Raw genomic sequence first — 24,404 nt, forward strand, 5'->3', positions numbered from 1 at the left:
TCGTCATGCTCGAACGGCAAGTCGCAGATCACATCGGTCGTCATTGGGGATGGGTGGCGCTGCGCGGAGTCGTCGCCATCCTGTTCGGCCTCATGGCCATGTTCATGCCCGCCATCACGCTGTCGGCCCTGGTGCTGGTGTGGGGCGCCTTCGCGCTGGCCGACGGCGTGCTGGCGCTGGTGGCCGGCGTGCGCATCCGGGACAACGGCAAGCCGCTGTGGGCGCTCATCGTGGTGGGCCTGCTGGGCGTGGCGGCCGGCATCGTCACGTTCCTGTGGCCGGGCCTGACGGCGCTGGTCCTGCTCTACATCATTGCGCTGTGGGCGCTGGTGTCGGGCGTGTTCCAGCTGATCGCGGCGGTCCGTTTCCGCAAGGAGATCCGCAACGAATGGCTGCTCGGCCTGTCCGGCCTGGTGTCGGTGCTGTTCGGCGCCATGCTGGTCATGCAGCCCGGCGCGGGCGCGCTGGCGCTGGTGTGGGTGATCGGCATCTACGCCGTGTTTTTCGGCATACTGCTGCTGGTTTTTTCCCTGCGCCTGCGACAGCACAAGGCGCCCTGATCCGATGTCCGCATACCAGACCCTGATTCCCCTCAATTTCCTGGCCGTGGGCCTGGGCGCCATGTTCGGCGCCTGGGCGCGCTGGCTGATCGGCCTGTGGCTGAACGTCGAGTCCTGGCCCTGGGGAACCATGGCGGTGAACCTGGCGGGCGGCTACCTGGTGGGGCTGGCGCTGGCGCTGGTGGCCGCGCATCCCGAATGGCCGGCCTGGATACGCCTGGGCGCGATCACGGGTTTCATGGGCGGGCTGACCACGTTTTCCACGTTCTCGGCCGAAACCGTGGCCATGCTGGAACGCGGCGCCTACGGCGGCGCGCTGGGCTACGCCGGGGCCAGCCTGGCCGGTTCGCTGCTGCTGACCGCGGCCGGGCTGGCCAGCGCCAGCCTGTTCCGCTAGGCGGGCGCTTCGGCGCTTGCGCGGGCCAGCACGCTGGCGGCCTGCAGGCCGCTGCGCACCGCGCCTTCCAGCACGCCGGGATAGCCGGTGTCGGTCCAGTCGCCGGCCAGCGCCAGCGTGGGCCAGGGCGTGGTGTTCAGCGGACGGGTCAGGCCCGGCACGGCCGCAAAGGTCGCGCGTTTTTCGATGAACAGTTCCGCCGCCGTCACTTCGGGCATGGCGGACATGCGCGCCGGATGGCTGGCGGCCTGCTCGGCCACCTGGTCGATCAGCGCTTCGATGGCCTGGCGCCGGTTGCGCTCGGCGATGCCGACCGCATTGCTGGCCACCACGGCCAGCTCGCCCGCGCGGGTGTCGCCAGCGAGTTGCGCGCGGTCGAACAGCCACTGCCCGACGTGGCCGCGGGCGGCTTCCTCGCGCAGCATCATCATGGGCTCGGGCAGGCGCCAGGGCTCGGCGAGCCGGAGGTTGAGCGTGGCGATGGGCAGGTAGTCGAAAGCCTTGAGCGCGTTCAACAGGCCGGCGGCGCCGGCCTCGCGCAGCGGCGCGTCCAGCAGGCGGGCCGCGAACGTGGGCGGCACGGCCAGCACCGCGGCGTCGAAGCGTTCCTGGTTGACGTCGATGCCGTCGTCCGACGGGCGCAGCTGGCGCACCGTGCTGCCGTAGCGCATGGTCACCTGGCGCGCGGCGGCGTCGGGCCACAGCGCCGACAGGTCGGTGCAGGGCATCAGCATGTCGCTGTCTTCGCGGCGGCCGGCCAGGCTGTCGCGCAGCACCCGCGCGAACAGCGCGGCGCTGGCCGCGGCCGGCGGCGTGTTGAGCGCGGCCAGGCACAGCGGCTCCCAGAGCTGGCCGATGAGCGCGTCGGACTGCGCGTGGTAATGCAGCAGCTGCTGCACGGTCCAGTCGCGCGGCGGCGTCCAGGACATGGCCTTGAGCCCGCGCATCAGGCGCAGCATCGCCAGCCGGTCGGCCCAGGACAGGCCGCGCGCGCCCAGGATGGCCACGGCCATGTGCAGCGGCGCCGGCAGGCGCGGGGCCGCCAGGCGGAAGCGCCCGTCCAGGCTGGCCAGCCGCAGCGGGCGGCGCATCAGTAGCGCGTCCGGGTTGCGGCCCACGCGCCGCATCAGCGCCAGCGTCTGCCTGTAGGCGCCGCAGAGCAGGTGCTGGCCGTTGTCCAGCGGTGCGTCGAATTCGGTGTGGAAGACGCGCCGGGCGCGCCCGCCCGGCGTATGGCCGGCTTCGAATACCGTGACCTTGGCGCCCGCCTCGCGCAGGGCGACGCTGGCCGCCAGCCCGGCCCAGCCCGCGCCGATGACCGCGGCCTTCACCGCGCCAGCCGGCGGACGAGTCCGCGTCCGCCGCCCACCCAGGTTTTCCAGGCCAGCCACAGCTTGCGCAGCGGCGTGAGCGAAATGCGCTGGTGCAGCACCTGCCAGTCGTCGCGCTCGATCTCGTCGAGCAGCGCGTGGTAGATGGCGGCCATCATCAGGCCGGGCCGCTGCGAGCGGCGGTCGGCCTCGGGCAGGTTGCTCATCGCTTCGCGGTACAGGCTGCGGGCGCGCTCGGCCTGGAACTTCATCAGCGCGCTGAAGCGTTCGGAATATTCGCCGTTGAGAATGTCCGAGGCCTTGACCTCGAACTGCTGCATGTCGTTGACCGGCAGGTAGATGCGGCCGCGGCGGGCGTCGTCGCCCACGTCGCGGATGATATTGGTCATCTGAAACGCCAGGCCGAGCTTTTCCGCGTACACCAGGGTCTTGGGATCGGAGTAGCCGAAGATGCCGGCGGACAGTTCGCCCACCACGCCGGCGGCGTGCCAACAGTATTTGCGCAGCCCGGGCCAGTCCAGGTAGCGGGTCTGGTCCAGGTCCATTTCCATGCCGTCGATCACGGCCAGCAGGCGCTCCCGCGTGATGGCGCAGCTTTCCAGGTGCGGCTGCAGCGCGCGGGTGACGGGATGGTCGGGCTTGCCGTCGTACATCTGGTCGACCTGGGTGCGCCACCAGGCCAGCTTGACGCGCGCCAGCGAGGGATCGGTGCATTCGTCCACCACGTCGTCGACTTCGCGGCAATAGGCGTACAGGGCCGTGATGGCGCGCCGCCGCTCGGGCGGCAGGAACAGGAAGGCGTAGTAGAAGCTGGAGCCGCTTTTGGCGGCTTTTTCCTGGCAATATTCGTCAGGGGTCATATCAGGTAATTGCGCGCCACAACATGATGGCCCAGTCTTTGGCGCCCAATTCGGGGCGATTCATGAATACATCGTAGCCGCCCGCCTCGATACGCTCCAGCACGCGCAGCCCGCCTTGCACCACCAGGCGCAGCTCCAGGCCCATGCGGCCCGGCAGGCGACGCGCCAGCGGAGCGCCGAAGTGTAGCAGCGCGCGGGCGCGTTCGACTTCGAAGGCCATCAGGTCGCGCCACGCGGGCGTCAGCCGGCAGGCGGCCAGGTCCTCGTCGGTGACGCCGTGGCGGCGCAGGTCTTCCTGGGGCAGGTAGACGCGCTGCTTGCGCCAGTCCACCCGCACGTCCTGCCAGAAATTCACCAGCTGCAGGCCGGTGCAGATCGCGTCGGCCTCTTCGACGTTGTTGGGATTGGTGGCTTCGAACAGGTGCAGCATGAGCCGGCCCACGGGGTTGGCCGAGCGCGTACAGTAGTCGGCCAGCGCGGCGTAGGTTTCGTAGCGCTTGACGCCGATGTCCTGCTCGAAGGCCGACAGCAGGTCGAAAAACGGCGTGATCGGCAGCTGGTGGCGGGCGATGGTGGCCGCCAGCGGCACGAAGATGCCGGCCAGCTCGGGCGAGCCGGGCTCGGGCGTGGCGCCCGGCTCGGCGCCGATGCGGTGCAGTTCGGCGCGGAAGGCCGCCAGCTGGCGCAGCCGTTCCTCGTCGGTGGCGCTGCCTTCGTCGGCGATGTCGTCCGCGGCGCGGGCGAACCGGTAGATATCGGTCACGGCGCCGCGCAGCCTGCGCGGCAGCAGCAGCGAGGCGACGGGAAAGTTTTCGTAGTGATCGATGGGCATAAAGCGGATGGGCGATGACGGCCCCGCGGGAGCCGGGACCGGATCATTTTAAGGTGTACGCGCCCGCGCGGCGGCGCCATGCCGCCGGGGGCAAGGATCAGTTAGACTTAAGCGCCACAGGATTGCACACCATGCCGCGCCCAATTTCAGCCACTGTCTCCGTTTCCGCCCTCGCGCACAATCTGGCCGCCGTGCGCCGCCATCTCGACCTGACCGCCGCCGCCGCGTCCGGGCAGGCGCCCTCGATCTGGGCCGTCATCAAGGCCAATGCCTACGGCCACGGCATCGAGCAGGCGGTGGCCGGATTCTCCAAGGCGCAGGGCCTGGCGATGCTGGACCTGGACGAAGCCGTGCGCTGCCGCGAGGCGGGCTGGGGCGGGCCGATACTGCTGCTCGAAGGTTTCTTCGATCCGGCCGACCTGGACGTGGTCGACCGCTACCACCTGAGCGCCACGGTGCACAACCGCGAGCAACTCGACATGCTGGCGCGCGCGCGCCTGTCGCGCCGCGTGGACATCATGCTCAAGCTCAACAGCGGCATGAACCGCCTGGGATTCAGCCCGGCGGCCTATGCCGCGGCGCACGAACGCGCCCTGCTGCTGCAGCAGCAGGGCACGCTGGGCTCGGTGGGCAAGATGACCCACTTCGCCTGCGCCGACGGCCCGCAGGGCGTGAACGAACAACTGGGTATCTTCAATTCGGTGACCCATAAGCTGCCGGGCGCGATCAGCGTCTGCAATTCGGCGGCCACGCTGCGTTTCGCCGAGATCGCGGTCGGTTCGGAATCGCAGGCGCACTGGGTGCGCCCCGGCATCTGCCTGTACGGCGCCTCGCCGTTCGCCGACGCCGACGCGGCGTCGTTCGGCCTGAAGCCGGCCATGTCGCTGCGCTCGGAAATCATCGCCGTGCAGGAACTCAAGGCTGGCGATTCGGTCGGCTACGGCGCGATTTTCCGCGCCGAGCGCGCGATGCGCATCGGCATCGTGGCCTGCGGCTACGCCGACGGCTATCCGCGCCACGCCGCCACCGGCACGCCGGTGGTCGTGGCCGGCATCCGCACCCAGCTCGTGGGCCGGGTCTCCATGGACATGCTGATGGTCGACCTGGACCCGGTTCCCGCCGCCGGCGTGGGCACGCCGGTGTCGCTGTGGGGCGAGGAAGGCCCGTCGGTCGACGAGGTCGCCCAGGCTGCGGGCACCATCGGCTACGAGCTGCTGTGCGCCCTGGCGCCGCGCGTGCCGGTCACCCGGGACGCCTGACCAGGCCGTCCGGCGTGCAAGAATTGCTACGCAATTTACAAGACAGGTAACGCCGGATGGTGTCTACTTGAAAGACCGGGCGCTCAGGCGCCCGTTTTTTCCTAGAAAACTGAAGCGAGGTTTGGATCCATGAAGGACAAATGCGTGCTCATCACGGGCGCTACCAAAGGCATCGGCTGGGCCCTTACCCAGCGGCTGTCCGACATGGGCTGCCATGTGGTCGGGATCGCGCGCAACACCACCGACGTGGATTTTCCCGGCTATCTCTACGCCTGCGACCTGGCCGACGCCGGCCGCACCGAGGAAGTGCTGCGCGAGATCCGCGAGAAATTCCCGGTCGACGCCGTGGTCAACAACGTCGGCATCGTGCTGCCGCAGCCGCTGGGCGAAATCGACCTGGCCACCCTGTACAACGTGCTGGACCTGAACGTGCGCGTGGCGGTGCAGGTCACCCAGGCTTTCATCGAATCCATGAAAGTGCGCCGCGCCGGGCGCATCGTCAACGTGGTCAGCCGCGCCGTCCACGGCGGCGTCGACCGCAGCGCCTATTCGGCCGCCAAGAGCGCGCTGGTGGGCTGTACCCGCAGCTGGGCGCTGGAGCTGGCCGAGTACGGCGTCACCGTCAACGCGGTGGCGCCCGGCCCGATCGAAACCGAAATGTTCCGCGCCACGCGGCCGGCCGGCAGCGACGCCGAAAAGCGCGCCCTGGCCTCGGTGCCCATGAAGCGCCTGGGCACGCCCGCCGAAGTGGCGGCCGCCATCGCCTTCCTGCTGTCGGACGACGCGGGCTTCATCACCGGCCAGGTGCTGGGGGTGGACGGCGGCGGCAGCCTGGCCGGGCGTTCCTGAGCCGCCGGCTCAGCCGCGCACCGCGCTGCGGAAAGCGGCCGCCAGGGCCGTGAGCGCATCGTGCGCACGGCCGTCCCGGACCCGCGTATGCAATAGCACCGGCAGCTGCGGCAGCGCGGGCAGCCCCAGCCTGGGGCCCGCGTCCACCGCGCCGAACGGCAGCATGCGCGGCGCCAGCGCCGCCACGCCCAATCCCGCCATGACGGCGGCCGTCACCGCCATCACGCCGCCGCCGACGAACACTTCGGTCCAGGGGATGCCGGCGGCGTTCAGCAGTTCCCCGGCCAAGGCGCGCACGCCGCAGGGCTGCGCCATCGTGGCCAGCGGCAGCGGCTCGCCCGCCCGGTGCTGCCAGCCCGGCGCGGCGAACCAGCCGAATTTCTCCTTCGCGATGAGCTTGCCGTCGCTGCGCCCGGCGTGCAGCCGGACGATCGCCGTGTCCAGTTCGCGGCGGTCGTAGCTCTGCAGCAGATCGGCCGACGAGGCGATCCGGATTTCGATCAGCAGCTGCGGGTCCTGCGCGTTCATGCGCGCGATCAGCGAGGGCAGTTCAGGGCCGGCGACGTGGTCGCTGATGCCGATGGCCAGGCGCTGGCGGGTCGCGGCCACCGCCGACAGCGCGCGGTCGTGCGCGGCCAGGAGTTCGCGGGCGTGCTCCAGGAAGCCCGCGCCGCGCGCGGACAGCTCCACATAGCGCGGCGTGCGTTCGAGCAGGCGGAAACCCAGCCGGTCTTCGAGCCGCTTCAGCTTCAGGCTGACCGCGGCCTGCGTGGCGCCCACCGCCTCGGCGGCCAGGGTGAAGCTGCCGAGTTCGGCGATGCGCACGAAGGCCTTGACGGCATCCAGGTCCAGGGCTCTGTCGGTCATTTCAAATACTTATCAATGATATATGGGAAAATAGCGTATCAGAATAGATAACATGAAGCGGCACAACTTGGAGAACCGCCATGCCGCTAGTCCATATTTCATTGCGCACGGGCAAGCCCGAAGCCTACCGCCAGGCGATTTTCGACGGCGTCTATCAGGCGCTGCGCGAAACCTACGACGTTCCCGACGACGACCAGTTCATGGCCATGACAGAACACGACGCCGCCAATTTCCGCTATGGCGCGACCTACCTGGGCGTGGACCGCAGCGATGACGTGGTGTTCATCCAGATCACGGCAAGCAACACGCGCAGCGCGCAGCAGAAGAAAGCGCTGTTCGCGCGGATTGCCGGACGGCTGGCCGCCAGCCCCGGCATGCGCGCCGACGACGTATTCGTGAGCCTGGTGGAAGTGGCCAAGGAGAACTGGTCGCTGGGCCGCGGCCTGGCGCAATACGCCTGAGGCCCGGGCTTCACGCGCCCAGCGCGCCGGCTTCGATGCGCAGCGCTTCCAGAAAGCGCTGCAGCGCAGGCGCCGCCTCGACCTCGGCGCGCTGCACCACGCCGACCGGCGGCAGGGTCCAGTCGGGACGGAACTTCAAGATGGCCAGCACGCCCAGCGCGGCGTAGTGCTGCGCCACCGCGCGCGGCATGGCCGACAGCACGTCGCTGGTGCGCAGCAGCACCTCGTTGGCCAGCAGCGAAACCGACTCGGCCATGGGCGCGCGCAGCGTCAGCCCGTGTTGGGCGAAGTAGGCGTCGATGCGCTGGCGCAGCGGCGCCTGGGGCGGCGGCAGCAGCCAGTCCTGCCGCGCCAGCGCGGCGGCGGTGATGCGGCTGGATTTCGCCAGCGGGTGGCCGACGCGCGCCACCACGCATATGGGCTCCTCGTACAGCACTTCGGTGCGGAAGATGGGCTGCGTCGCATCCAGCATGAGGCGGCCCAGCACGCAGTCGAACTCGCCGCGCGCCAGGCCCGCCAGCAGTGTGTCGTGCGCCTCTTCCTGCAGCATGACGGTGACGCCGGCGTGCTCGGCATGCAGGCGCTGCACGGCGCGCGGCACCAGCACCGGCAGCGCCACCTGCTGCACGCCGACGCGGATGCGCCCGCTGGCGCCCACGGCCAGCGCCGCCATTTCATTGCGCGCGCCGGACAGGTCGGACCAGAGCACGTCGGCCTTGCGCGCCAGCGCGTGGCCGAAGCCGGTGGGCACGATGCCGCGGCGCGTGCGCTGGAACAGCGGCACGCCGAACATGTCCTCCAGTTCCAGCAATTGCTTGCTGGCGGCCGGCTGCGTCATGCCGAGTTCGGCCGCCGCCTTGTGCACGCTGCGCAGCGCGTACAGCGCGCGCAGCAGCTCCAGGTGGCGCATGCGCAGGCGTCCGCCGATGTGGCGCAGCTCGGGAATGCGGGGCGGGGAGGGCATGGTTTCGTGTAATTCCTGTTGGTTATCACAGCATTCTAATAATTGATTAGATCGTATGCACTCCGTGCCTATACTGGGTCGCAGTCCAACCGTCTTGCGACACACAAGGGGAAACCATGAAGATCACGATGCTGGGGACCGGCGCCGCGCTGCCCGATCCCGACCGCGGCCAGTCCGCCATCCTGCTGACCCTGGATGACGATACGCACTATCTGTTCGATTGCGGCGAAGGGGCCACGCGCCAGATGGTGCGCGCCGATGTCGACCCGGCCAAGGTCGGCTTCGTGTTCCTGACGCACATGCATCACGACCACATCTGCGACTATCCGTACTTCGTGATTTCCAGTTGGATGCTGAACAAGAAGGGGCCGCCGCTGGTGCTGGGGCCCAAGGGCACGCGCCACTTCGTCGATCATCTGTTCGAGAACGGCGCCTTCCAGATCGATTTCCAGGCGCGCAGCGCCTATCCGGTGCGCCAGGCCAATATCGAGGCCATCCGGCCCGAGGTGCGCGAGGTCAGCCCCGGCGTGGTGTTCGACGACGGCCGGGTGCGCATTTCGGTCGACTGGGTCGAGCACATTCCGCGCGAGATCTGCGAATGCTTCGGCGTGCGGGTCGAGGCCGAAGGCAAGGTCATCGCGTTCAGCGGCGATACCGCGCCCTGTGAGGCCATGGTGAAGCTGGCGCAGGACGCCGACCTGCTGATCCACGAGTGCACGTTTCCCGAATCGTTCATCGCGCACCGCGCCAAGACCGGCGTGGGCACCTATGCGCACACCAGCCCCACCGACCTGGGCAAGATCGCGCAGCGGGCCAATGTGAAGAGCCTGGTGGCCACGCACTTCGGCCACTTCGATTCCACCAGCCCGGTGCTCAAGCGCGCCGCCGCCAAGCACCTGCCGGTGGAGCTGATGGGCCCGCACCTGATGGACGAGATCGTGGCCGACATCCGCAAGAACTACTCGGGTCCGCTGCGCCTGGCGCACGACCTGATGCGCATCGACCTGTAGCACCAGCAACGACTACGGCCGGCCGACGCGCCGGGATGTCGCGGGCGCGCCGCCTGCCGGCCAGGGGAGGACATCATGACGTACCGGACTTGCGCCGTATCCGTTTTGCTTGCCCTGTGCGCGGCGGCGCTGCCGCCGTCGGCCCGGGCGGAATATCCCGATCATCCCATCCGGGTCGTGCTGCCGTATGCGCCGGGGGCGGCGGGCGACGTCGCCATGCGCCAGATCCAGCCGCTGCTGGAAAAGCGCCTGGGCCAGCCCGTGGTGGTGGACTACAAGACCGGCGCCGGCGGCAACATCGGCGCGCAGGACGTGGTGCGCGCCAAGCCCGACGGCTACACGCTGCTGCTGGGGGCGACCAACAACTTCGTCATCAACCAGTTCCTGTACCGCAAGCTGGGCTTCGATCCGCTGACCGACCTGGAGCCGGTGGGCAAGATGGTCGACATACCGGCGTTCGTCTACATCAGCGCCAAAGTGCCGGCCGAGGATTACGCGCAGTTCGCGCAGTACGCCCGCGCCCACAAGGGCAAGCTCAACTACGGCTCGCCGGGCATGGGCACCACGCCGCACCTGTCGGCCTACAGCCTGTCCGAGGCGATGGGCGCGGGCATGATGCACATCGCCTACCGCGGTTCGGCGCCGGGCGTGCAGGCCCTGCTGGCCGACGAGGTGCAGCTGTACATCGGCGGCTACAGCGTCGCGGCGGCCTATCTGCCGCAGAACCGGGTGCGGGTGCTGGCGGTGGCCTCGCCCGAGCGCTTCGGCGGGCTGCCGGACGTGCCCACCGCGGCGCAGGCCGGCATGCCCGACGTGGTCAGGAGCAACTGGTTCGGTTTCGCCGCGCCCAAGGGCACGCCGGCCGACCGCATCGCGCGTTTCGCCGATGCGCTGCGCGAGGTGCTGAGCCTGCCCGAGGTGCGCCAGTCCTATCTGGCCAACGGTTTCGTGCCGGCGCAGGACACCCCGGCCCAGTTCGCCCAGACCCTGCGCAGCGAGGCGGGCAAATGGCAGGAGGTGGTGCGCGCCTCGGGCGTGGTGCTGGAGTCTCAGTAGGGGCCCTGGGCGGCCCGGGCCGCGGGCGCGGCGACGTCCTTGAACTGGGCCGCCAGCTCTTCGGCCGCGCGCGCCAGCAGAATCGCGTCGACGCCCACGGCGACGAAACTCGCGCCCAGCGACAGGTAGCGCCGCGCCTGTTCGACCCTGCCATGCAGGATGCCGGCGGCCTTGCCGCTGGCGACGATGCGTTCGATGGTGCGCTCGATCACTTGCGCGACCGCCGGATGGTCGGGCTCGCTCAGGTAGCCCATGCTGGCCGCCAGGTCGGCCGGGCCGATGAAGGCCCCGTCCACGCCGTCCACGGCGAGGATCTGTTCCAGCGCCTCGACCGCGCGCGGCGTTTCGATCTGCACCAGCACGCACATCTCGTCGTTGGCGCGCCGCAGGTAGTCGGGGATGCGGTTCCAGCGCGAGGAGCGGGCCAGCGCGCTGCCCACGCCGCGTATGCCCTGGGGCGGATAACGCACGGCGGCGACCGCAGCCGCGGCTTCTTCGGCCGATTGCACCATCGGGACCAGTATGGTCTGCGCGCCCGCGTCCAGGATCTGCTTGATCTGGACGGCGTCGTTCCAGGCCGGCCGCACCACCGGCGCGACGGGATAGGCGGCCACGGATTGCAGCTGCGCCAGCGTGCTCTGCAAGGTGTTGGGCGCGTGCTCGCCGTCGATCACCAGCCAGTCGAAGCCGGCGCCGGCGACGATCTCGATGGAATAGGCGCTGCACAGGCCGGCCCACAGGCCGATCTGCGGCTTGCCCTGGAGCAGGGCGCGTTTGAAGGTATTGGTCAGGATGTCCATGGACGAGTGGAGTCAGGATTGCGTTTCGCCGGGCTCTTGCGGCGCATCGGGATCGCGCTTGATCAGTTCGACCATGGCGTCCACGTCCCGGTACATGCGGTCCAGCAGTTCCTTGCCGATCCTGGATTCCAGCTCCAGGTATTTCGCGTCCACCATCGGGCGCATGCGGTCGATCAGCTTGTGGCTCTTGGGCGTGAGCGAGATTTCCTGGCGCCGCTGGTCGGCGCGCGAGCGTTCGCGCTTGATCAGGCCCTGTTCCTGCATGCCGGCCAGCATGCGCGTGAGGCTGGGGCTGAGCAGCTGACAGCTGCGCGCGATCTGGTTGGGCTCCATCGGCCCGGTTTCGCTCAGGGTGCGCAGGACCCGCCACTGCTGTTCCGTGACGCCGGCCTCGTTCAGCAGCGGGCGGAAATGCGCCATCAGCGTTTCGCGCGCATGCAGCAGCAGGTGAGGCAGGTTGCGGTGGTGAAAGCTCGGGCTCATGCGGCTATGTTAGCAAGAAGCCCGGGGGCGGCCCGCCGGGCTCAGGCCGGGTTGCGGTCGGCCAGTTCCTGCAGGTCGTCGGGCAGGGCCAGGTCGGGCGCGCCCTGCTGCAGCTCGCGCAGCGCCTGCACGGCCTCTTCCTGTTGGCCGGCCTGCATCAGGGCGCGGATATGCGCGGCGCGGGCCTCGATGTCCTCGTCGCTGAAAGGCGCCGGCTCGGCGGCGGCCTCGCCTTCGGCGGGTGCGGCTTCGGCCTGCGGCTGGGTGTCGGACGCCGTTTCCTGGGCGGGCGGCTCGACGGCCTCGCGCTGCATGGCGGGGGCGGCCGGCGCGGGCGTTTCAGCCGCGGCCGCAGCGGGCGCTTCCTGGCTTGCGGCGGATTCGTGGGGCGCGGTCAGCTGCGCGGCCGGATCGGCGTATTCCTGCTGCGCCTCGCGCATGTCGGTCCAGGCGAACAGGCCGGCGACCATGGCGGCGCAGGCGGCGGCGCCCCAGGCCGGGTGCCAGCTGTGGCCGGGATGCCAGCTGCGGCGCACCGCCGCGTCCAGTTCGGGGCTGGCGCCGGGGTCGGGCCGACGGTACAGGGCGCGCAGATCCCGTTCATCGTCTTCGTCGAAAGGGGGGCGGTAGGCAATGCTCATGCGCGTACTCCTTGCGCAGTTTCGGGAGGCCGCGTGGGGCGGGCGGCTCGATCTTGCGCAGCACTGTCTGATTATGCGCGATTTGAAGGAATCCGGCAGGAAATTTCGTAAATTTGCATCATGTAACGGCGCTGGCCCTCGGGGCCGCGGCGATGCCGGTAAACTTCCGCGCATGGCCAAATCCCGAACCGTATACGTCTGCGCCGACTGCGGCGGCACCACCCCGAAGTGGCAGGGCAAATGCCCGCACTGCAATGCCTGGAACACGCTGGAAGAGACGGTCGAGTCTTCGACCCCGGCGGCTTCCGCCCACCGCTACGCGCCCCTGGCCTCCAGCAGTCCGGTGCGCAGCCTGTCCGAAATCGAAGCCCGCGAAACCCCGCGCCAGCCCACCGGGCTGGACGAATTCGACCGCGTGCTGGGCGGCGGCCTGGTGGCCGGCGCGGTCGTGCTGATCGGCGGCGACCCGGGCATCGGCAAGTCCACGCTGCTGCTGCAGGCGCTGGCCTCGCTGTCGGCCACCACCAGCGTGCTGTACGTCACCGGCGAGGAATCGGCGGAGCAGGTGGCGCTGCGCGCGCGGCGCCTGGGCCTGCAGACCGGCAACGTCAACCTGCTGGCCGAAATCCGCCTCGAAGCGATCCAGGCCGCGGTGTCCGAGCAGAAGCCCACGGTGGCGGTCATCGATTCGATCCAGACGCTCTACAGCGGCGAACTGAGCGCGGCGCCGGGGTCCGTGTCGCAGGTGCGCGAATGCGCGGCGCAGCTCACGCGGCTGGCCAAGCAGACCGGCATCGCCATCGTCATGATCGGCCACGTCACCAAGGACGGCGCGCTGGCCGGGCCGCGCGTGCTCGAGCACATCGTCGACACCGTGCTGTACTTCGAGGGCGACACGCATTCGTCGTTCCGGCTGGTGCGCGCGTTCAAGAACCGCTTCGGCGCGGTCAACGAACTCGGCGTCTTCGCCATGACCGACCGCGGGTTGCGCGGCGTGGCCAATCCGTCGGCGCTGTTCCTGTCGCAACACGAGCAGCAGGTGGCCGGCTCCTGCGTGATGGCCACGCAAGAGGGCACCCGTCCGCTGCTGGTGGAGATCCAGGCGCTGGTGGATTCCTCGCATGCGCCCAATCCGCGCCGGCTGACGGTCGGGCTGGAAGGCAACCGCCTGGCGATGCTGCTGGCCGTGCTGCACCGGCACGCGGGCGTGTCCACCTTCGACCAGGACGTGTTCGTCAACGCGGTGGGCGGGGTGCGCATCACCGAGCCGGCGGCCGACCTGCCGGTGCTGCTGGCCATCATGTCGTCGCTGCGCGACAAGCCGCTGCCGCGCGGCCTGATCGCGTTCGGCGAAGTCGGCCTGGCCGGCGAGATCCGGCCCGCGCCGCGAGGCCAGGAGCGCCTGCGCGAAGCGGCCAAGCTGGGCTTTTCGATCGCCCTGATCCCCAAGGCCAACGCGCCGCGCCAGCCGATAGAAGGCCTGGAAATCTGGGCGGTGGACCGCCTGGACGCCGCGCTGGACAAACTGCGTTGAGGCCGCCGGCCGCGCCACATCCGTATACTGACGGCCCGCCCGCGCTCGGCCGGGCCTGCTGGAGCAAGACTTGAGTCTGTTAATTATTGCCGCCTGCCTGGCAGCCGGCGGCATGATCGGTTTCCTGGGAGGCGTGCTGGGCATAGGCGGCGGCCTGATCGCGATTCCCGCGCTGGTGCTGCTCATGGGCATGTCGCAGCAGCTGGCGCAGGGCACGGCGCTCATCATGGTCCTGCCCACCATCATGATGGCGGTGCGCAAGTACAACCAGCAGGTGCGCATCGACAAGCGCGTGGCGCTGGCGGGGGCGGCGGGCGCGGTGGTGTTCACCTGGGTCGGGGCGCGGCTGGCGCTGGGCATAGACTCCAGCCTGCTGCGGCGCAGTTTCGCGGTGTTCCTGTTCTTCATCGCGCTGTTCTACGTATGGCAGACCTGGCGCGCCTCGCGCCCGGCCGCCAAACCCGCGCCCGCGGCGCGCGGCCCGGTTCCCGTGTTCACGCCGCGCCGCGCCAGCGTGCTGGGCATGCTTTGCGGCACGCTGGGCGGTTTCTTCGGCGTGGGCGGCGCGGTGCTGGCCGTGCCCATCATCACCACCGTCTTCCGCCTGCCCCAGACCACCGCACAGGCGCTGGCCCTGAGCATGGTGATTCCCGGCTCCACCATCGCGCTCATCACCTACACCTGGGCCGGCCAGGCCGACTGGCTGGTGGGCGCGCCGCTGGCCATCGGCAGCCTGCTGTTCGTGCCGGTGGGCGTGAAGCTTGCGTACAGATTGCCTGAACGCAAACTGAGAGCCTGCTTCGCGCTCATGCTGTTCGCCACCGTCGCGCTGCTGGCTTTCGAAAGCTGAAGCTTGCAAACGGATTACGAATCCTTTTCGAAGCGTTAGCGGCCGAAAATTTGTGGTTCGGCGTTGAACCTTCGGCAGGGCGCAGCCTCCAACCGACACGGGTTCAGCGGCGATGTCGCCGCCCCGTGTCGGAGTAGGGACCGGGCCCCGGCCCGGTCCCAATCATTCAGGAGGTCACCACATGACGACTCACTCCCGTATCGCTGCGTTCCTGTCCACCTCGGCCTTGTGCCTCGGTCTTGCCGCCGCGCCCAGCGCGTTCGCGGCCGGCGCCGACGCCTCGGCCAAGACGGGCGAAAGCAAGACCCACGCGCAGCAAAAGCATCACAAGTCCGACAAGACGTCCGCCAAGCACCAGGCGGGGAAGGCGGGCGGGGCCGCCAAGATGGACAAGTCCGGCGCCACGCCGGCCAAGTGACCGCGACGGGCCGCAAGGCCCGGTTCCTTTGCGTAACCGGCTTTAGCCGCCCGTCAGGGCCGGAAAGTCGAAAGCCTCTCGGTATGGGCGCCGAGAGGCTTTTTTTTGGAAAGAGTCCGCTTACTCGGCAGGAGTAACGACTTTGCCCGTCTCGAAGAACGCCTGCAGGTTCTCCAGCACCAGGTTTTCCATGCTCAAACGCGTCTCCAGCGTGGCGCTGCCGATGTGCGGCAGCACCACGGCCTTGTCGCTGGTCATCAGGGCTTCGGGCACCTTGGGTTCGTGCTCGAACACGTCCAGCGCGGCGCAGCCCAGCTTGCCGGCCTGCAGCGCGGCGACCAGGGCGGCTTCGTCGATGACGGGGCCGCGCGCGATGTTGACGACGATGCCGTCGGGACCCAGCGCTTCCAGCACGTCGCGGTTCACCAGATGGCGCGTGCCCGCGCCGCCCACGGTGGCCACGACCAGGAAGTCAGCCCATTCGGCCAGGCCGGTCAGCGAGGCCTCGTAGCCGTACGGCACGTCGTCGCGCTTGCGGCGGTTGTGGTAGCGGATGTCCATGTCGAAGCCGGCGCCGCGGCGCGCGATGGCTTCGCCGATGCGGCCCAGGCCGACGATGCCCAGCTTCTTGCCGCTGACGCGCAGGCCCAGCGGGATGCTGCCGTGCACCTGGCCCGACCCCCACAGCCCGGCGCGCACGAAGCGTTCGCCCTGGCCCATGCGGCGGGCGCCGGCGATCAGCAGGCCCCAGGCCAGGTCGGCCACGCAGTCGGTCAGCACGTCGGGGGTGTTGCTGACCTGCACGCCGCGCTGCTTGGCGGCCTGGATGTCGATGGTTTCATAGCCTACCCCCCAGCTGCAGATGGCTTTCAGGTCGGGCAGGGCGTTGATGAGTTCGGCGTCGGCGCCGTGGTTGGCGGAGGTGACGACCGCGGTGATGCCCTTGCCGTGCTCGGCCAGCGCGGCCTTGCGGTCCGGGTACTTCCACAGTTCGACGACGTCGTAGCGTTCGGCGAGGTTCTGGTTGGCGGTGGGGGAACCGGCCAGCGAGCCGACCTGGATGATGCGATGCTTGGTGGTCATGTTGTCGTACAGGTGTGGGTGGCTAAATCTCGATGCTACTTGATCCGGCGGGGGAACGGGCCGGGGCCGCGCCCCGGCCCGCACGGCGCGATCACTCCAGCTGGATGTTGGCTTTCTTGATGACGTCCTTCCAGCGCTTGACCTCGGCCTGCTGGAACGCGGTGAACTGCTGGGGCGTGTTGGCCACGACCTCGAAGCCCAGGCCTTGCAGCGTCTGTTCGGTCTTGGGATCGCGCAGCGCGGTCTGCAGGGCCTTGGACAGTTGCTGCACAATGGGCGCCGGCGTGCCCTTGGGCACGGCGAAGCCCTGCCACGAATACACCACCATGTCCTTGATGCCGGCTTCGGCCAGCGTGGGGACGTCGGGCAGGTCGGCGGCGCGCGCGTCGCCGGTGATGGCCAGCGCCTTGAGCTTGCCCGCCTTGATGTGGGTCTGGACCGCGCCCAGGTTCTGGAACGACACGTTGACCTGGCCGCCGATCAGGTCGGCGATCGCCGCGCCGCCGCCGCGGTACGGCACGTCCACGCCGGTGCTCTGCGTGCGCTGGCGAAACAGCACCGCCGACAGGTGGTCGGACGAGCCCGTGCCGGACGAGGCGTACGACACCTTGCCCGGGTTCTTCTTGGCGTAGTCCACCAGTTCGGCCACGGTGGCGGCGGGGAAGTTGGGCGCGGCCACCAGCACGTTGGGATTGCGCACGGCCTGCGTCAGGTATTCGAAGTCCTTGCTGGGGTTGTACGACAGGTTCTTGTACAAGGCTTCGTTGATGGCGAAGGTGCCGATGGAGCCCACCATCATGGTGTAGCCGTCGGGCGTGGAACGGGCCAGCGCCTGGGCGCCGATGGCGCTGTTGGCGCCGGGCTTGTTCTCGACCACGAAGGTCTGGCCGAGCAGCTTGGTCAGGCCGGGCGTGACCGACCGGGCGGTGATGTCGGATGAACCGCCGGGCACGAAGGGTACGATCATCGTGACGGGCTTGTCGGGATAGCCGGCCGCCTGCGCGGCCGGCGCGCCAAGCAGGGCGGCGCCCGCCGCGGCCGCCACTGCAAGGGCGCTCAGTCGTCTGTTCATGGTGTCTCCAGGTTCGCGCGATGATGTGATGGGCCCGCCGCCCACGCGTTGCATGCGGGCCCGGATCGGCGCCGGGTCAATCGACCTTGGCGCCGGATTTCTTCACGACTTCAGCCCATTTGGCGGTCTCCTGCGCCATGAACTGCTTGAACTGGGCGGGGGTGTTGCCCGACGGCGTGGCGCCCTGCGCCTGCAGCTGGGCGCGCACGTTCGGCTGCTGCAGCGCGGCGGCCACGTCGCGCTGGATCTTGTCGACCACCGCGGCCGGCGTGCCGGCCGGCGCCAGCAGGCCGAACCAGCTGGAGGCGTCGTAGCCGGCCACGCCGGCTTCGGCCATGGTGGGCACGTCGGGCAGGGCGGGCGAGCGCTGGGCGCTGGTCACGGCCAGCGGGCGCAGCTTGCCGCTCTTCAGAAAGCCCATGGACGAAGGCAGGTTGTCGAAGATCAGGTCGGCCGAGCCGGCCATCACGTCGGTCAGCGCGGGGCTGCTGCCCTTGTAGGGCACGTGCGTCATGCGCGTGCCGGTCATGCTCTGGAACAGTTCGCCCGACAGGTGGGTGGAGGTGCCGTTGCCGGTGGAGGCCATGTTGACGCTGCCGGGATTGGCCTTGAGGTACTTGATGAGGTCGGCGACGTTGCGGATGCCGTGGCGGTCGGCGAAGGCGGGATTCAGTTCGAGAATGTTGGGCACCGGGATGACCAGCGTCACCGGCACGAAGTCCTTGACCGGATCGTAGGGCAGCTTGGCGTAGACGGACTGGTTGATCGCGTGCGTGCTGACCGTGCCCATCAGCAGCGTGTAGCCGTCGGGCGCGGCGCGCGCGGCCTCGGCCGTGCCCACGTTGCCGCCGGCGCCGGCCTTGTTGTCCACCACCACGGGCTTGTTCCAGGTCTTGCCGAGTTCGGCGGCGACCACGCGCGCGGCGATGTCGGTGGTGCCGCCCGCGGGGAAGGGCACCACGATCCTGACTTCGCGTTCGGGGTAGTCGGCCAGGGCAGGCGCTGCCGGCACGGCGGCGGCCAGGACCGCGGCAAACAGGGCGGCCGTGACGGACCGGCCTCGCGCAAGGGCTGCATGCATGGAATTCATCTCCTCGGTGTGCGCGTGGCCGCGCATCGTTGATGGGGTATTCCGCCCCTGGCATGGCCCGAGGCTACAAGCCGCGGGACGCCCGCGTTGATGCTGCCGGTCTACTTGTAAAACAAATATATGTATTGAGCTTATGGTTGTCAACCAAGTATACTTTTTTCACCTTAATCCGACCCAGCCAGGAGCCCGTCCATGAAAACTTCCCCGGTCACCGCGCAGGACTTGCAGCGTTCGGTCATCGCCGTGCCGCCGCTGGCGCGCCACGACGACCTGTCCCTGAACGTGGAGGCCAACCAGGCCCTGCTCGGCCACCTGGAAGCCGGCGGGGTGCGCAACGTGATGTACGGCGGCAACGCCAATTTCTACAACGTGGGCGTGGGCGAGTACGCGCGCATCGTCGACATGCTGGCCGGCATGGCCGGCCCCGACACCTGGATACTGCCTTCGGTCGGCCCCGACTACGGCAAGATGATGGACCAGGCGGCGATCCTGCGCTCGCGCGCGTTTCCCACCGCCATGCTGCTGCCCATGGCCTTTCCCTACACCGACGCGGGGCTGGCCGACGGCGTGCGCCGCTTCACCGACGCGCTGGGTAAGCCCGCGGTCATCTATCTCAAGTCGGCCGACTACCTGGCGCCGGCCACCGCCGCGCGCCTGATCGAAGAAGGCCGCATCGTGGCGTTCAAGTACGCCGTGGTGCGCGAAGAGCCGTCGCGCGACGCCTATCTGTCGGCGCTGCTGCAGGCCGTGGACACGCGCTGGGTCGTCAGCGGCATCGGCGAACGTCCGGCCATCGTGCATTACCGCGACTTCGGCCTGAAGAGCTTCACCTCGGGGGCGGTCTGCGTGGCGCCGCGCGGCTCGATGCGCCTGCTGCACCTGCTGCGCGACGGCCGCTACGACGAGGCCGAGGCGGTGCGCGCGAAGTACCTGCCGCTGGAAGACTGCCGCGACGGCATCAGCCCGATCCGGGTGCTGCACGATGCGGTGACGCTGTCCGGCGTGGCCGACATGGGGCCGATGCTGCCGCTGCTGACCGGCCTGTCCGAAGCCGAGCGCGAGCGCGTGGCCCCGGCGGCGCGCGAGCTGGCCGCCTGGGACCGGCAGGCCGCCGCGGCCTGACCCTGTGCGCGCGGCCGGACGCGGCTGCGCGCACAGGCGGTACGATGTGCGCTGTTTCGCCCCCAGCATCGAGGTAAATCCGTGGCCCGACCCAAAGCATCATCCCAGCCCGCGCCGCAGGCGCCCGCCGAGCCGGACGCGCACGGCGCGCTGGTGCTGGAGCGCGGCCACCGGGTGCGGCTGGCCGACCAGCTGTACGGGCAGATCTTCGAACAGATCGTGTCCGGCGGGCTGAACGTCGGCGACAAGCTGCCGTCGGAAAACGAGATATCCGAACGCTTCGGGGTGTCGCGCCCGGTGGTGCGCGAGGCGCTGCTGCGCCTGCGCGCCGACGGCCTGATCACCGCGCACCAGGGGCTGGGCACCTTCGTCAGCCATCAGCCCGCGCCGCGCCTGAAGACCTTCAACGACGTGCAGAACGTCAGCGCCTATCTGCGCGCCCAGGAGGTGCGGGTCGCGCTGGAAGGCGACGCCGCGCGCCTGGCCGCGCTGCGCCGCACGGACGAACAGCTCAGGAAGATCGAGGACGCGCACGCGGCCTTCGCCGACGCGCTGTCGCGCGGGCAGGTTTCGGCCGAGGCCGACCTGGCGTTCCATGCCAGCATCGCCGAGGCCAGCGGCAACGATTTCTACCTGGGCGTGCTGGAGAGCATCCACGAATCCATCAGCGGCTTCATGCGCCTGACCCTGAACCTGACCCGCACCGGCTCGCGCCAGCGCGCGCAGCGCGTGGTGGACGAGCACGCCGCCATCCTCGACGCCGTGCGCGAACAGGACAGCGAGCGCGCCCGCGTCGCGATGCAGTTCCACCTGGGCCAGGCGCGCCACCGGCTGGTGGACCGGGACCGGGACTGAACCCGCCGTCCGGCCCGCCCTGACCATAACGACGACAGGAGACCAAGAGAGTGCGAGGCAAGGAAGCGACAGTGACGGACGTGCCGGTGGAGCAGGTCCGGGCGCAGATCCTGCAGGTGCTGCAGGCATGGGGCATGGCGCCGGACCTGGCGGCCACCACCGCCGAGCTGATGGCCGGCACCGACCTGCTCGGGGTCGATTCGCACGGCATTTCGATGCTGCCCGCGTATGAAGACAAATGGCGCGCCGGCACGCTGCGCCTGGATGCACGGGCGCGCATCGTGCGCGACGGCGGGGCCAGCGCGCTGATCGACGGCATGGGCGGGCTGGGCTATCCGGCCGCCGCGCTGGCCATGAACCTGGCGGTGGACAAGGCCCTGGAACACGGCGTGGGCGCGGTGTCGGTCTGCAACTCGCATCACTTCGGCGCCGCCGGCATCTATGCGCGCATCGCGGTCGAGCGCGGCGCGGTCGGGCTGGTGGCCAGCAGCGCCAACGGCATCATCATGGTGCCCACGCGCGGGGCCATGCCCATGCTGGGCACTAATCCCATCGCCTTCGGCGCGCCAGCCGCCTATCACGAGCCCTTCGTGCTGGACATGGCCACCACCACGGTCGCGGCCAACAAGGTCAAGGTCTACGACTTCCTGGACAAGCCGTTGCCGCCGGGCTGGGCCGTGGACGGCCAGGGCGAGCCCGTGACCGACGCCGGCGCCGCCATGCAGTTCATCTTCGACCGCCCCGACGGCGGGCTGACGCCGCTGGGCGGCACGGCCGCCATGAGCAGCCACAAGGGCTACGGCCTGGCGATGATGGCGCAGATCCTGGGCGGCACGCTCAGCGGCAGCGCGCTGGCGGTGCGCCGCGCGCCCACGCGCCGTCCCGGCGAGCCGGACGACGTGGGGCATTTCTTCCTGGCGCTGAATCCGGACGCGTTCCGCGCGACCGGTTCGTTCGAGTCCGACATGGACGAACTGATCGATACCATGCACGATACGCCAGCTGCCCGGCCCGACGAGCCCGTGCTGGTCGCCGGCGAGCCCGAGGCCGCCGAGCGCGCGCGCCGGCTGCGCCAGGGCATTCCGATTCCCGCCGCGCTGGCCGAACGCCTGCGCGGCATATGCGTACGCGCGGACGTGCCCTATCTGCTGGACGGCGCCTGACTTCTTTTATTCCTATAACCCTAGCCTAGCCAAAGCGCAGAGGAACCGAGACATGAGCAATTCAGACAAGCGCAAGAAGCCCGAGGAGCTGCGCAGCCACCGCTGGTACGGCGTGCGGGACCTGCGGTCCTTCGGCCACCGTTCGCGCACCGCGCAGATGGGCTACCACCGCTCCGACTATGCGGGCAAGCCGGTCATCGCCATCATCAATACCTGGAGCGACATCAACCCCTGCCACAGCCACTTCAAGCAGCGTGTGGAAGAGGTCAAGCGCGGCATCTGGCAGGCCGGCGGCTTCCCGGTGGAAATGCCGGCCATGAGCCTGTCCGAGCCGTTCCAGAAGCCCACCACCATGCTCTACCGCAACCTGCTGGCGATGGAAACGGAAGAGCTGCTGCGCTCCTATCCGGCCGACGGCTGTGTGCTGATGGGCGGCTGCGACAAGACCACGCCCGCGCTCATCATGGGCGCGATCTCCATGAACCTGCCCACCATCTTCATGCCGGCCGGCCCCATGCTGCGCGGCAATTGGAACGGCAACACCCTGGGCTCGGGCTCCGACACCTGGAAATACTGGGCCGAGCTGCGCGCCGGCAACATCACCGAGGAAGACTGGCAGGGTGTGGAGGACGGCATCGCGCGTTCGCCGGGCCATTGCATGACCATGGGCACCGCTTCCACCATGACGGGCGCGGTCGAGGCGCTGGGCCTGTGCCTGTCGGGCGCGTCCTCGATCCCGGCGCCGGATTCGCGCCACGCGCAGATGGCCAGCCTGACCGGCAAGCGCATCGTGGAAATGGTGTGGGAGGACCTGAAGCCTTCCGACCTGCTGACCGCCGCGTCCTACGACAACGCGGTGCGCACGGTGCTGGCCCTGTCCGGCTCGACCAACTCCGTGGTGCACCTGATCGCGATGGCGCGGCGCAGCGGCTTCGACCTCGATCTGGACCGCTTCGACCACCTGGCCCGCACCACGCCGGTGCTGGCCAATCTGCGTCCTGCCGGCAAGTACCTGATGGAAGATTTCTACTACGCGGGCGGCCTGCGCGCGATGCTGGTGCAGCTGGGCGACCTGCTCGACACCGCCCAGCGCACGGTCGACGGCCGCACGCTGGGCGAGAACATCGCCGGCGCGCGCATCTTCAACGAGGACGTGATCCGCACGCGCGAGCAGGCGCTGATCGAGCGCGACGGGCTGGCGGTGCTGCGCGGCAACCTGGCGCCGGACGGCGCGGTGATCAAGCCGCCGGCCATGGAGGAGCGGCTGCAGGTGCACACCGGCCGCGCGGTGGTGTTCAAGGATTACAACGACATGGCCGCGCGCATCGACGATCCCGAACTGGACGTGGACGCCGACAGCGTGATCGTGCTGCAGAACGCCGGCCCGCAGGGCGCGCCCGGCATGCCGGAATGGGGCCAGCTGCCGATTCCGCAAAAGCTGTTGAAGCAGGGCGTGCGCGACATGGTGCGGATTTCCGACGCGCGCATGAGCGGCACCAGCTACGGCGCCTGCGTGCTGCACGTGGCGCCCGAGGCCTATGTCGGCGGCCCGCTGGCGCTGGTGCGCGACGGCGACCGCATTTCGCTGGACGTGCCCGCGCGGCGCCTGGAACTGCTGGTGCCCGAGGCCGAGCTGGCCGCGCGCCGCGCCGCCTGGCAGGCGCCGCCGCCGCGCTTCGAGCGCGGCTATGGCGTGCTCTACCTGAAGCACATCGGCCAGGCCGACACCGGCTGCGATTTCGATTTTCTTCAGACCGAAACGCGCGCTGCGGCCGCGGGCGAGCCTGAAATTCACTGACCCGGACACCGGGCACCGAGGAGACAAGCATGGGACATAACAATCACCGGGCGCGCAGACGCCTGATCACCCTGGCCGCGGCGGCGGCCGGCGCGCTGGCTTTGCTGCCGGTGGCGGCGACCGCGCAGGGCGAGGCCTGGCCCGCCAGGCAATTGAAGCTGGTGGTGCCTTTCCCGGCCGGCGGCAGCACCGATTCGGTGGGCCGGCTGCTGGCCGCGGAGCTGTCCAAGGAGCTGGGGCAGACCGTGGTGGTCGAGAACAAGGGCGGGGCCAACGGCAACATCGGCTCCGACATGGTGGCCAAGGCGCCGGCCGACGGCTACACGCTGCTCCTGTCCGGCGTGGGCTCCAACGCCATCAGCTATTCGGTCTACAAGAACATGCCGTACCGCAACAGCGACTTCGCGCATATTTCGCTGCTGGCCACCGGCCCCAATGTGCTGGTGGCCAACAACGAGTTCCCGGGCAAGACCTTCGCCGAATTCATCAAGCTCACGCGCGAGAATCCCGGCAAGTACACGCACGCCAGTTCCGGCAGCGGCTCGTCCGGCCACCTGGCGATGGAAATGCTGGAGCAGGCCGCCAAGATCGACCTGGTGCACGTGCCCTACAAGGGCGGCGCGGCGGCCATCACCGACATGATCGGCGGGCGCGTGTCGGTAATGTTCCTCAACCAGGACACGCTGCTGCCGCAGGTCCGGTCGGGCAAGCTGCGCGCGCTGGCCGTGGCCAGCGCCAAGCGCAATCCCGCCTATCCCGACACGCCCACGGTGGCCGAATCGGGCTATCCGGGCTTTTCGGCCGAGTCCTGGTTCGGCCTGTCCGCGCCGGCCAACACGCCGCCGGCCGTGATCCAGAAGCTGAACCAGGCGACCGTCAAGGCCTTGTCCTCGGCCGAGATCCGGCAGAAGCTGGAGAGCGTGGGCTTCGTGGTGGTGGCCGACGATCCCAAGTCGTTCTCGGCCTTCGTCGAGGCCGAGATCGCCAAATGGGGCAAGGCGGCCAAGGCCTCCGGCGCCAAGCTCGATTGAGCGGACATTCATTTTTTC

At 69.4% G+C, this 24,404-nt stretch carries 26 protein-coding genes; 15 read left to right on the forward strand and 11 right to left on the reverse strand.

Features of this window, described 5'->3' with window-relative positions; all coding sequences use genetic code 11:
• Window positions 1–5 precede the first annotated feature (5 nt).
• Window positions 6–560, forward strand: a complete 555-nt coding sequence (locus AC1IQ6_RS10515; RefSeq protein WP_111824765.1) for an HdeD family acid-resistance protein — start codon at window positions 6–8, stop codon at window positions 558–560.
• A gap of 4 nt (window positions 561–564) precedes the next feature.
• Window positions 565–957, forward strand: a complete 393-nt coding sequence (gene crcB / locus AC1IQ6_RS10520) for a fluoride efflux transporter CrcB (protein ID WP_102772211.1) — start codon at window positions 565–567, stop codon at window positions 955–957.
• Here crcB and hpnE read toward each other — a convergent pair.
• The 3 genes from hpnE to hpnC are packed head-to-tail and all read right to left on the reverse strand — an operon-like array spanning window position 954 to window position 3,980.
• The gene (hpnE, locus tag AC1IQ6_RS10525; protein WP_111824766.1) at window positions 954–2,288 is read right to left on the reverse strand and encodes a hydroxysqualene dehydroxylase HpnE; all 1,335 of its coding nucleotides are present in this window, start codon (window positions 2,286–2,288) and stop codon (window positions 954–956) included. The two genes, crcB and hpnE, sit on opposite strands and share 4 nt — an antisense overlap.
• Complete coding sequence (hpnD, locus tag AC1IQ6_RS10530) at window positions 2,285–3,148, reverse strand: presqualene diphosphate synthase HpnD (protein WP_485866288.1); 864 nt, start codon at window positions 3,146–3,148, stop codon at window positions 2,285–2,287. The genes hpnE and hpnD overlap by 4 nt, the downstream gene beginning before the upstream one ends.
• A 1-nt stretch (window position 3,149) precedes the next feature.
• On the reverse strand, window positions 3,150–3,980 hold the full coding sequence (hpnC, locus tag AC1IQ6_RS10535; RefSeq protein WP_102772208.1) for a squalene synthase HpnC: 831 nt from the start codon (window positions 3,978–3,980) through the stop codon (window positions 3,150–3,152).
• A gap of 131 nt (window positions 3,981–4,111) precedes the next feature.
• Here hpnC and alr point away from each other — a divergent pair, with 131 nt between their 5' ends.
• Both alr and AC1IQ6_RS10545 read left to right on the forward strand, forming a co-directional pair.
• A complete protein-coding gene (alr, locus tag AC1IQ6_RS10540; protein WP_485866289.1) occupies window positions 4,112–5,239 on the forward strand; it encodes an alanine racemase in 1,128 nt (375 codons plus the stop codon).
• Between the two features lie 129 nt (window positions 5,240–5,368).
• Window positions 5,369–6,088 (forward strand): SDR family oxidoreductase, encoded by a 720-nt coding sequence (locus AC1IQ6_RS10545; RefSeq protein WP_102772206.1) that lies wholly within the window; start codon window positions 5,369–5,371, stop codon window positions 6,086–6,088.
• A 9-nt stretch (window positions 6,089–6,097) separates the two neighbouring features.
• On the opposite strand, the gene AC1IQ6_RS10550 is transcribed toward AC1IQ6_RS10545, so the two are convergent.
• The gene (locus tag AC1IQ6_RS10550; RefSeq protein ID WP_485866290.1) at window positions 6,098–6,955 is read right to left on the reverse strand and encodes a LysR substrate-binding domain-containing protein; all 858 of its coding nucleotides are present in this window, start codon (window positions 6,953–6,955) and stop codon (window positions 6,098–6,100) included.
• An 80-nt stretch (window positions 6,956–7,035) separates the two neighbouring features.
• Here AC1IQ6_RS10550 and AC1IQ6_RS10555 point away from each other — a divergent pair, with 80 nt between their 5' ends.
• The gene (locus AC1IQ6_RS10555) at window positions 7,036–7,416 is read left to right on the forward strand and encodes a tautomerase family protein (protein WP_102772204.1); all 381 of its coding nucleotides are present in this window, start codon (window positions 7,036–7,038) and stop codon (window positions 7,414–7,416) included.
• 10 nt (window positions 7,417–7,426) lie between these two features.
• Here the strand turns inward: AC1IQ6_RS10555 and AC1IQ6_RS10560 are convergent, their stop codons facing one another.
• Entirely contained in the window at window positions 7,427–8,380 is a 954-nt protein-coding gene (locus AC1IQ6_RS10560) for a LysR substrate-binding domain-containing protein (protein ID WP_102772203.1), read from the reverse strand.
• A gap of 116 nt (window positions 8,381–8,496) precedes the next feature.
• Here AC1IQ6_RS10560 and AC1IQ6_RS10565 point away from each other — a divergent pair, with 116 nt between their 5' ends.
• Window positions 8,497–9,390, forward strand: a complete 894-nt coding sequence (locus AC1IQ6_RS10565; protein WP_102772202.1) for an MBL fold metallo-hydrolase — start codon at window positions 8,497–8,499, stop codon at window positions 9,388–9,390.
• 75 nt (window positions 9,391–9,465) lie between these two features.
• The gene (locus AC1IQ6_RS10570) at window positions 9,466–10,446 is read left to right on the forward strand and encodes a Bug family tripartite tricarboxylate transporter substrate binding protein (RefSeq protein WP_209165304.1); all 981 of its coding nucleotides are present in this window, start codon (window positions 9,466–9,468) and stop codon (window positions 10,444–10,446) included.
• Here the strand turns inward: AC1IQ6_RS10570 and hpaI are convergent.
• From hpaI to AC1IQ6_RS10585, 3 genes are read right to left on the reverse strand one after another with little or no spacing between them, the layout of a single operon-like run.
• Window positions 10,440–11,246 (reverse strand): 4-hydroxy-2-oxoheptanedioate aldolase, encoded by an 807-nt coding sequence (gene hpaI, locus AC1IQ6_RS10575; protein ID WP_485866291.1) that lies wholly within the window; start codon window positions 11,244–11,246, stop codon window positions 10,440–10,442. The genes AC1IQ6_RS10570 and hpaI overlap by 7 nt on opposite strands.
• Before the next feature lie 12 nt (window positions 11,247–11,258).
• Window positions 11,259–11,729, reverse strand: coding sequence for a homoprotocatechuate degradation operon regulator HpaR (hpaR, locus tag AC1IQ6_RS10580; RefSeq protein WP_102772199.1), 471 nt, complete (start codon window positions 11,727–11,729; stop codon window positions 11,259–11,261).
• A gap of 41 nt (window positions 11,730–11,770) precedes the next feature.
• Window positions 11,771–12,370 (reverse strand): hypothetical protein, encoded by a 600-nt coding sequence (locus AC1IQ6_RS10585; RefSeq protein ID WP_485866292.1) that lies wholly within the window; start codon window positions 12,368–12,370, stop codon window positions 11,771–11,773.
• 172 nt (window positions 12,371–12,542) lie between these two features.
• Here AC1IQ6_RS10585 and radA point away from each other — a divergent pair, with 172 nt between their 5' ends.
• The 3 genes from radA to AC1IQ6_RS10600 all read left to right on the forward strand — a co-directional run bounded on the left by radA (window position 12,543) and on the right by AC1IQ6_RS10600 (window position 15,172).
• Window positions 12,543–13,904 carry a DNA repair protein RadA gene (gene radA / locus AC1IQ6_RS10590; protein WP_102772197.1) on the forward strand — a complete coding sequence of 454 codons (1,362 nt, stop codon included), beginning with the start codon at window positions 12,543–12,545 and terminating at the stop codon, window positions 13,902–13,904.
• 70 nt (window positions 13,905–13,974) lie between these two features.
• The gene (locus AC1IQ6_RS10595) at window positions 13,975–14,754 is read left to right on the forward strand and encodes a sulfite exporter TauE/SafE family protein (protein ID WP_102772196.1); all 780 of its coding nucleotides are present in this window, start codon (window positions 13,975–13,977) and stop codon (window positions 14,752–14,754) included.
• 181 nt (window positions 14,755–14,935) lie between these two features.
• Entirely contained in the window at window positions 14,936–15,172 is a 237-nt protein-coding gene (locus tag AC1IQ6_RS10600) for a hypothetical protein (protein ID WP_102772195.1), read from the forward strand.
• 120 nt (window positions 15,173–15,292) lie between these two features.
• On the opposite strand, the gene AC1IQ6_RS10605 is transcribed toward AC1IQ6_RS10600, so the two are convergent.
• The 3 genes from AC1IQ6_RS10605 to AC1IQ6_RS10615 all read right to left on the reverse strand — a co-directional run bounded on the left by AC1IQ6_RS10605 (window position 15,293) and on the right by AC1IQ6_RS10615 (window position 18,408).
• Window positions 15,293–16,255: a 2-hydroxyacid dehydrogenase gene (locus AC1IQ6_RS10605; protein WP_111824772.1), complete on the reverse strand. Its 963-nt coding sequence runs from the start codon at window positions 16,253–16,255 to the stop codon at window positions 15,293–15,295.
• A gap of 91 nt (window positions 16,256–16,346) precedes the next feature.
• On the reverse strand, window positions 16,347–17,327 hold the full coding sequence (locus AC1IQ6_RS10610; protein ID WP_102772193.1) for a Bug family tripartite tricarboxylate transporter substrate binding protein: 981 nt from the start codon (window positions 17,325–17,327) through the stop codon (window positions 16,347–16,349).
• A gap of 76 nt (window positions 17,328–17,403) precedes the next feature.
• Entirely contained in the window at window positions 17,404–18,408 is a 1,005-nt protein-coding gene (locus AC1IQ6_RS10615; protein WP_102772828.1) for a tripartite tricarboxylate transporter substrate binding protein, read from the reverse strand.
• A gap of 201 nt (window positions 18,409–18,609) precedes the next feature.
• Here AC1IQ6_RS10615 and AC1IQ6_RS10620 point away from each other — a divergent pair, with 201 nt between their 5' ends.
• The 5 genes from AC1IQ6_RS10620 to AC1IQ6_RS10640 all read left to right on the forward strand — a co-directional run bounded on the left by AC1IQ6_RS10620 (window position 18,610) and on the right by AC1IQ6_RS10640 (window position 24,386).
• Complete coding sequence (locus tag AC1IQ6_RS10620; protein ID WP_485866293.1) at window positions 18,610–19,539, forward strand: dihydrodipicolinate synthase family protein; 930 nt, start codon at window positions 18,610–18,612, stop codon at window positions 19,537–19,539.
• 150 nt (window positions 19,540–19,689) lie between these two features.
• Window positions 19,690–20,394, forward strand: coding sequence for a FadR/GntR family transcriptional regulator (locus AC1IQ6_RS10625; protein WP_485866563.1), 705 nt, complete (start codon window positions 19,690–19,692; stop codon window positions 20,392–20,394).
• 134 nt (window positions 20,395–20,528) lie between these two features.
• Window positions 20,529–21,557 (forward strand): Ldh family oxidoreductase, encoded by a 1,029-nt coding sequence (locus tag AC1IQ6_RS10630; RefSeq protein ID WP_485866564.1) that lies wholly within the window; start codon window positions 20,529–20,531, stop codon window positions 21,555–21,557.
• Between the two features lie 52 nt (window positions 21,558–21,609).
• A complete protein-coding gene (araD, locus tag AC1IQ6_RS10635; RefSeq protein WP_102772189.1) occupies window positions 21,610–23,355 on the forward strand; it encodes an L-arabinonate dehydratase in 1,746 nt (581 codons plus the stop codon).
• Window positions 23,356–23,384: 29 nt separating this feature from the next.
• Window positions 23,385–24,386, forward strand: coding sequence for a Bug family tripartite tricarboxylate transporter substrate binding protein (locus AC1IQ6_RS10640; protein WP_102772188.1), 1,002 nt, complete (start codon window positions 23,385–23,387; stop codon window positions 24,384–24,386).
• The last annotated feature ends 18 nt before the right edge of the window (window positions 24,387–24,404 follow it).

It is taken from the genome of Achromobacter sp. MUI-25009338, assembly GCF_057359325.1.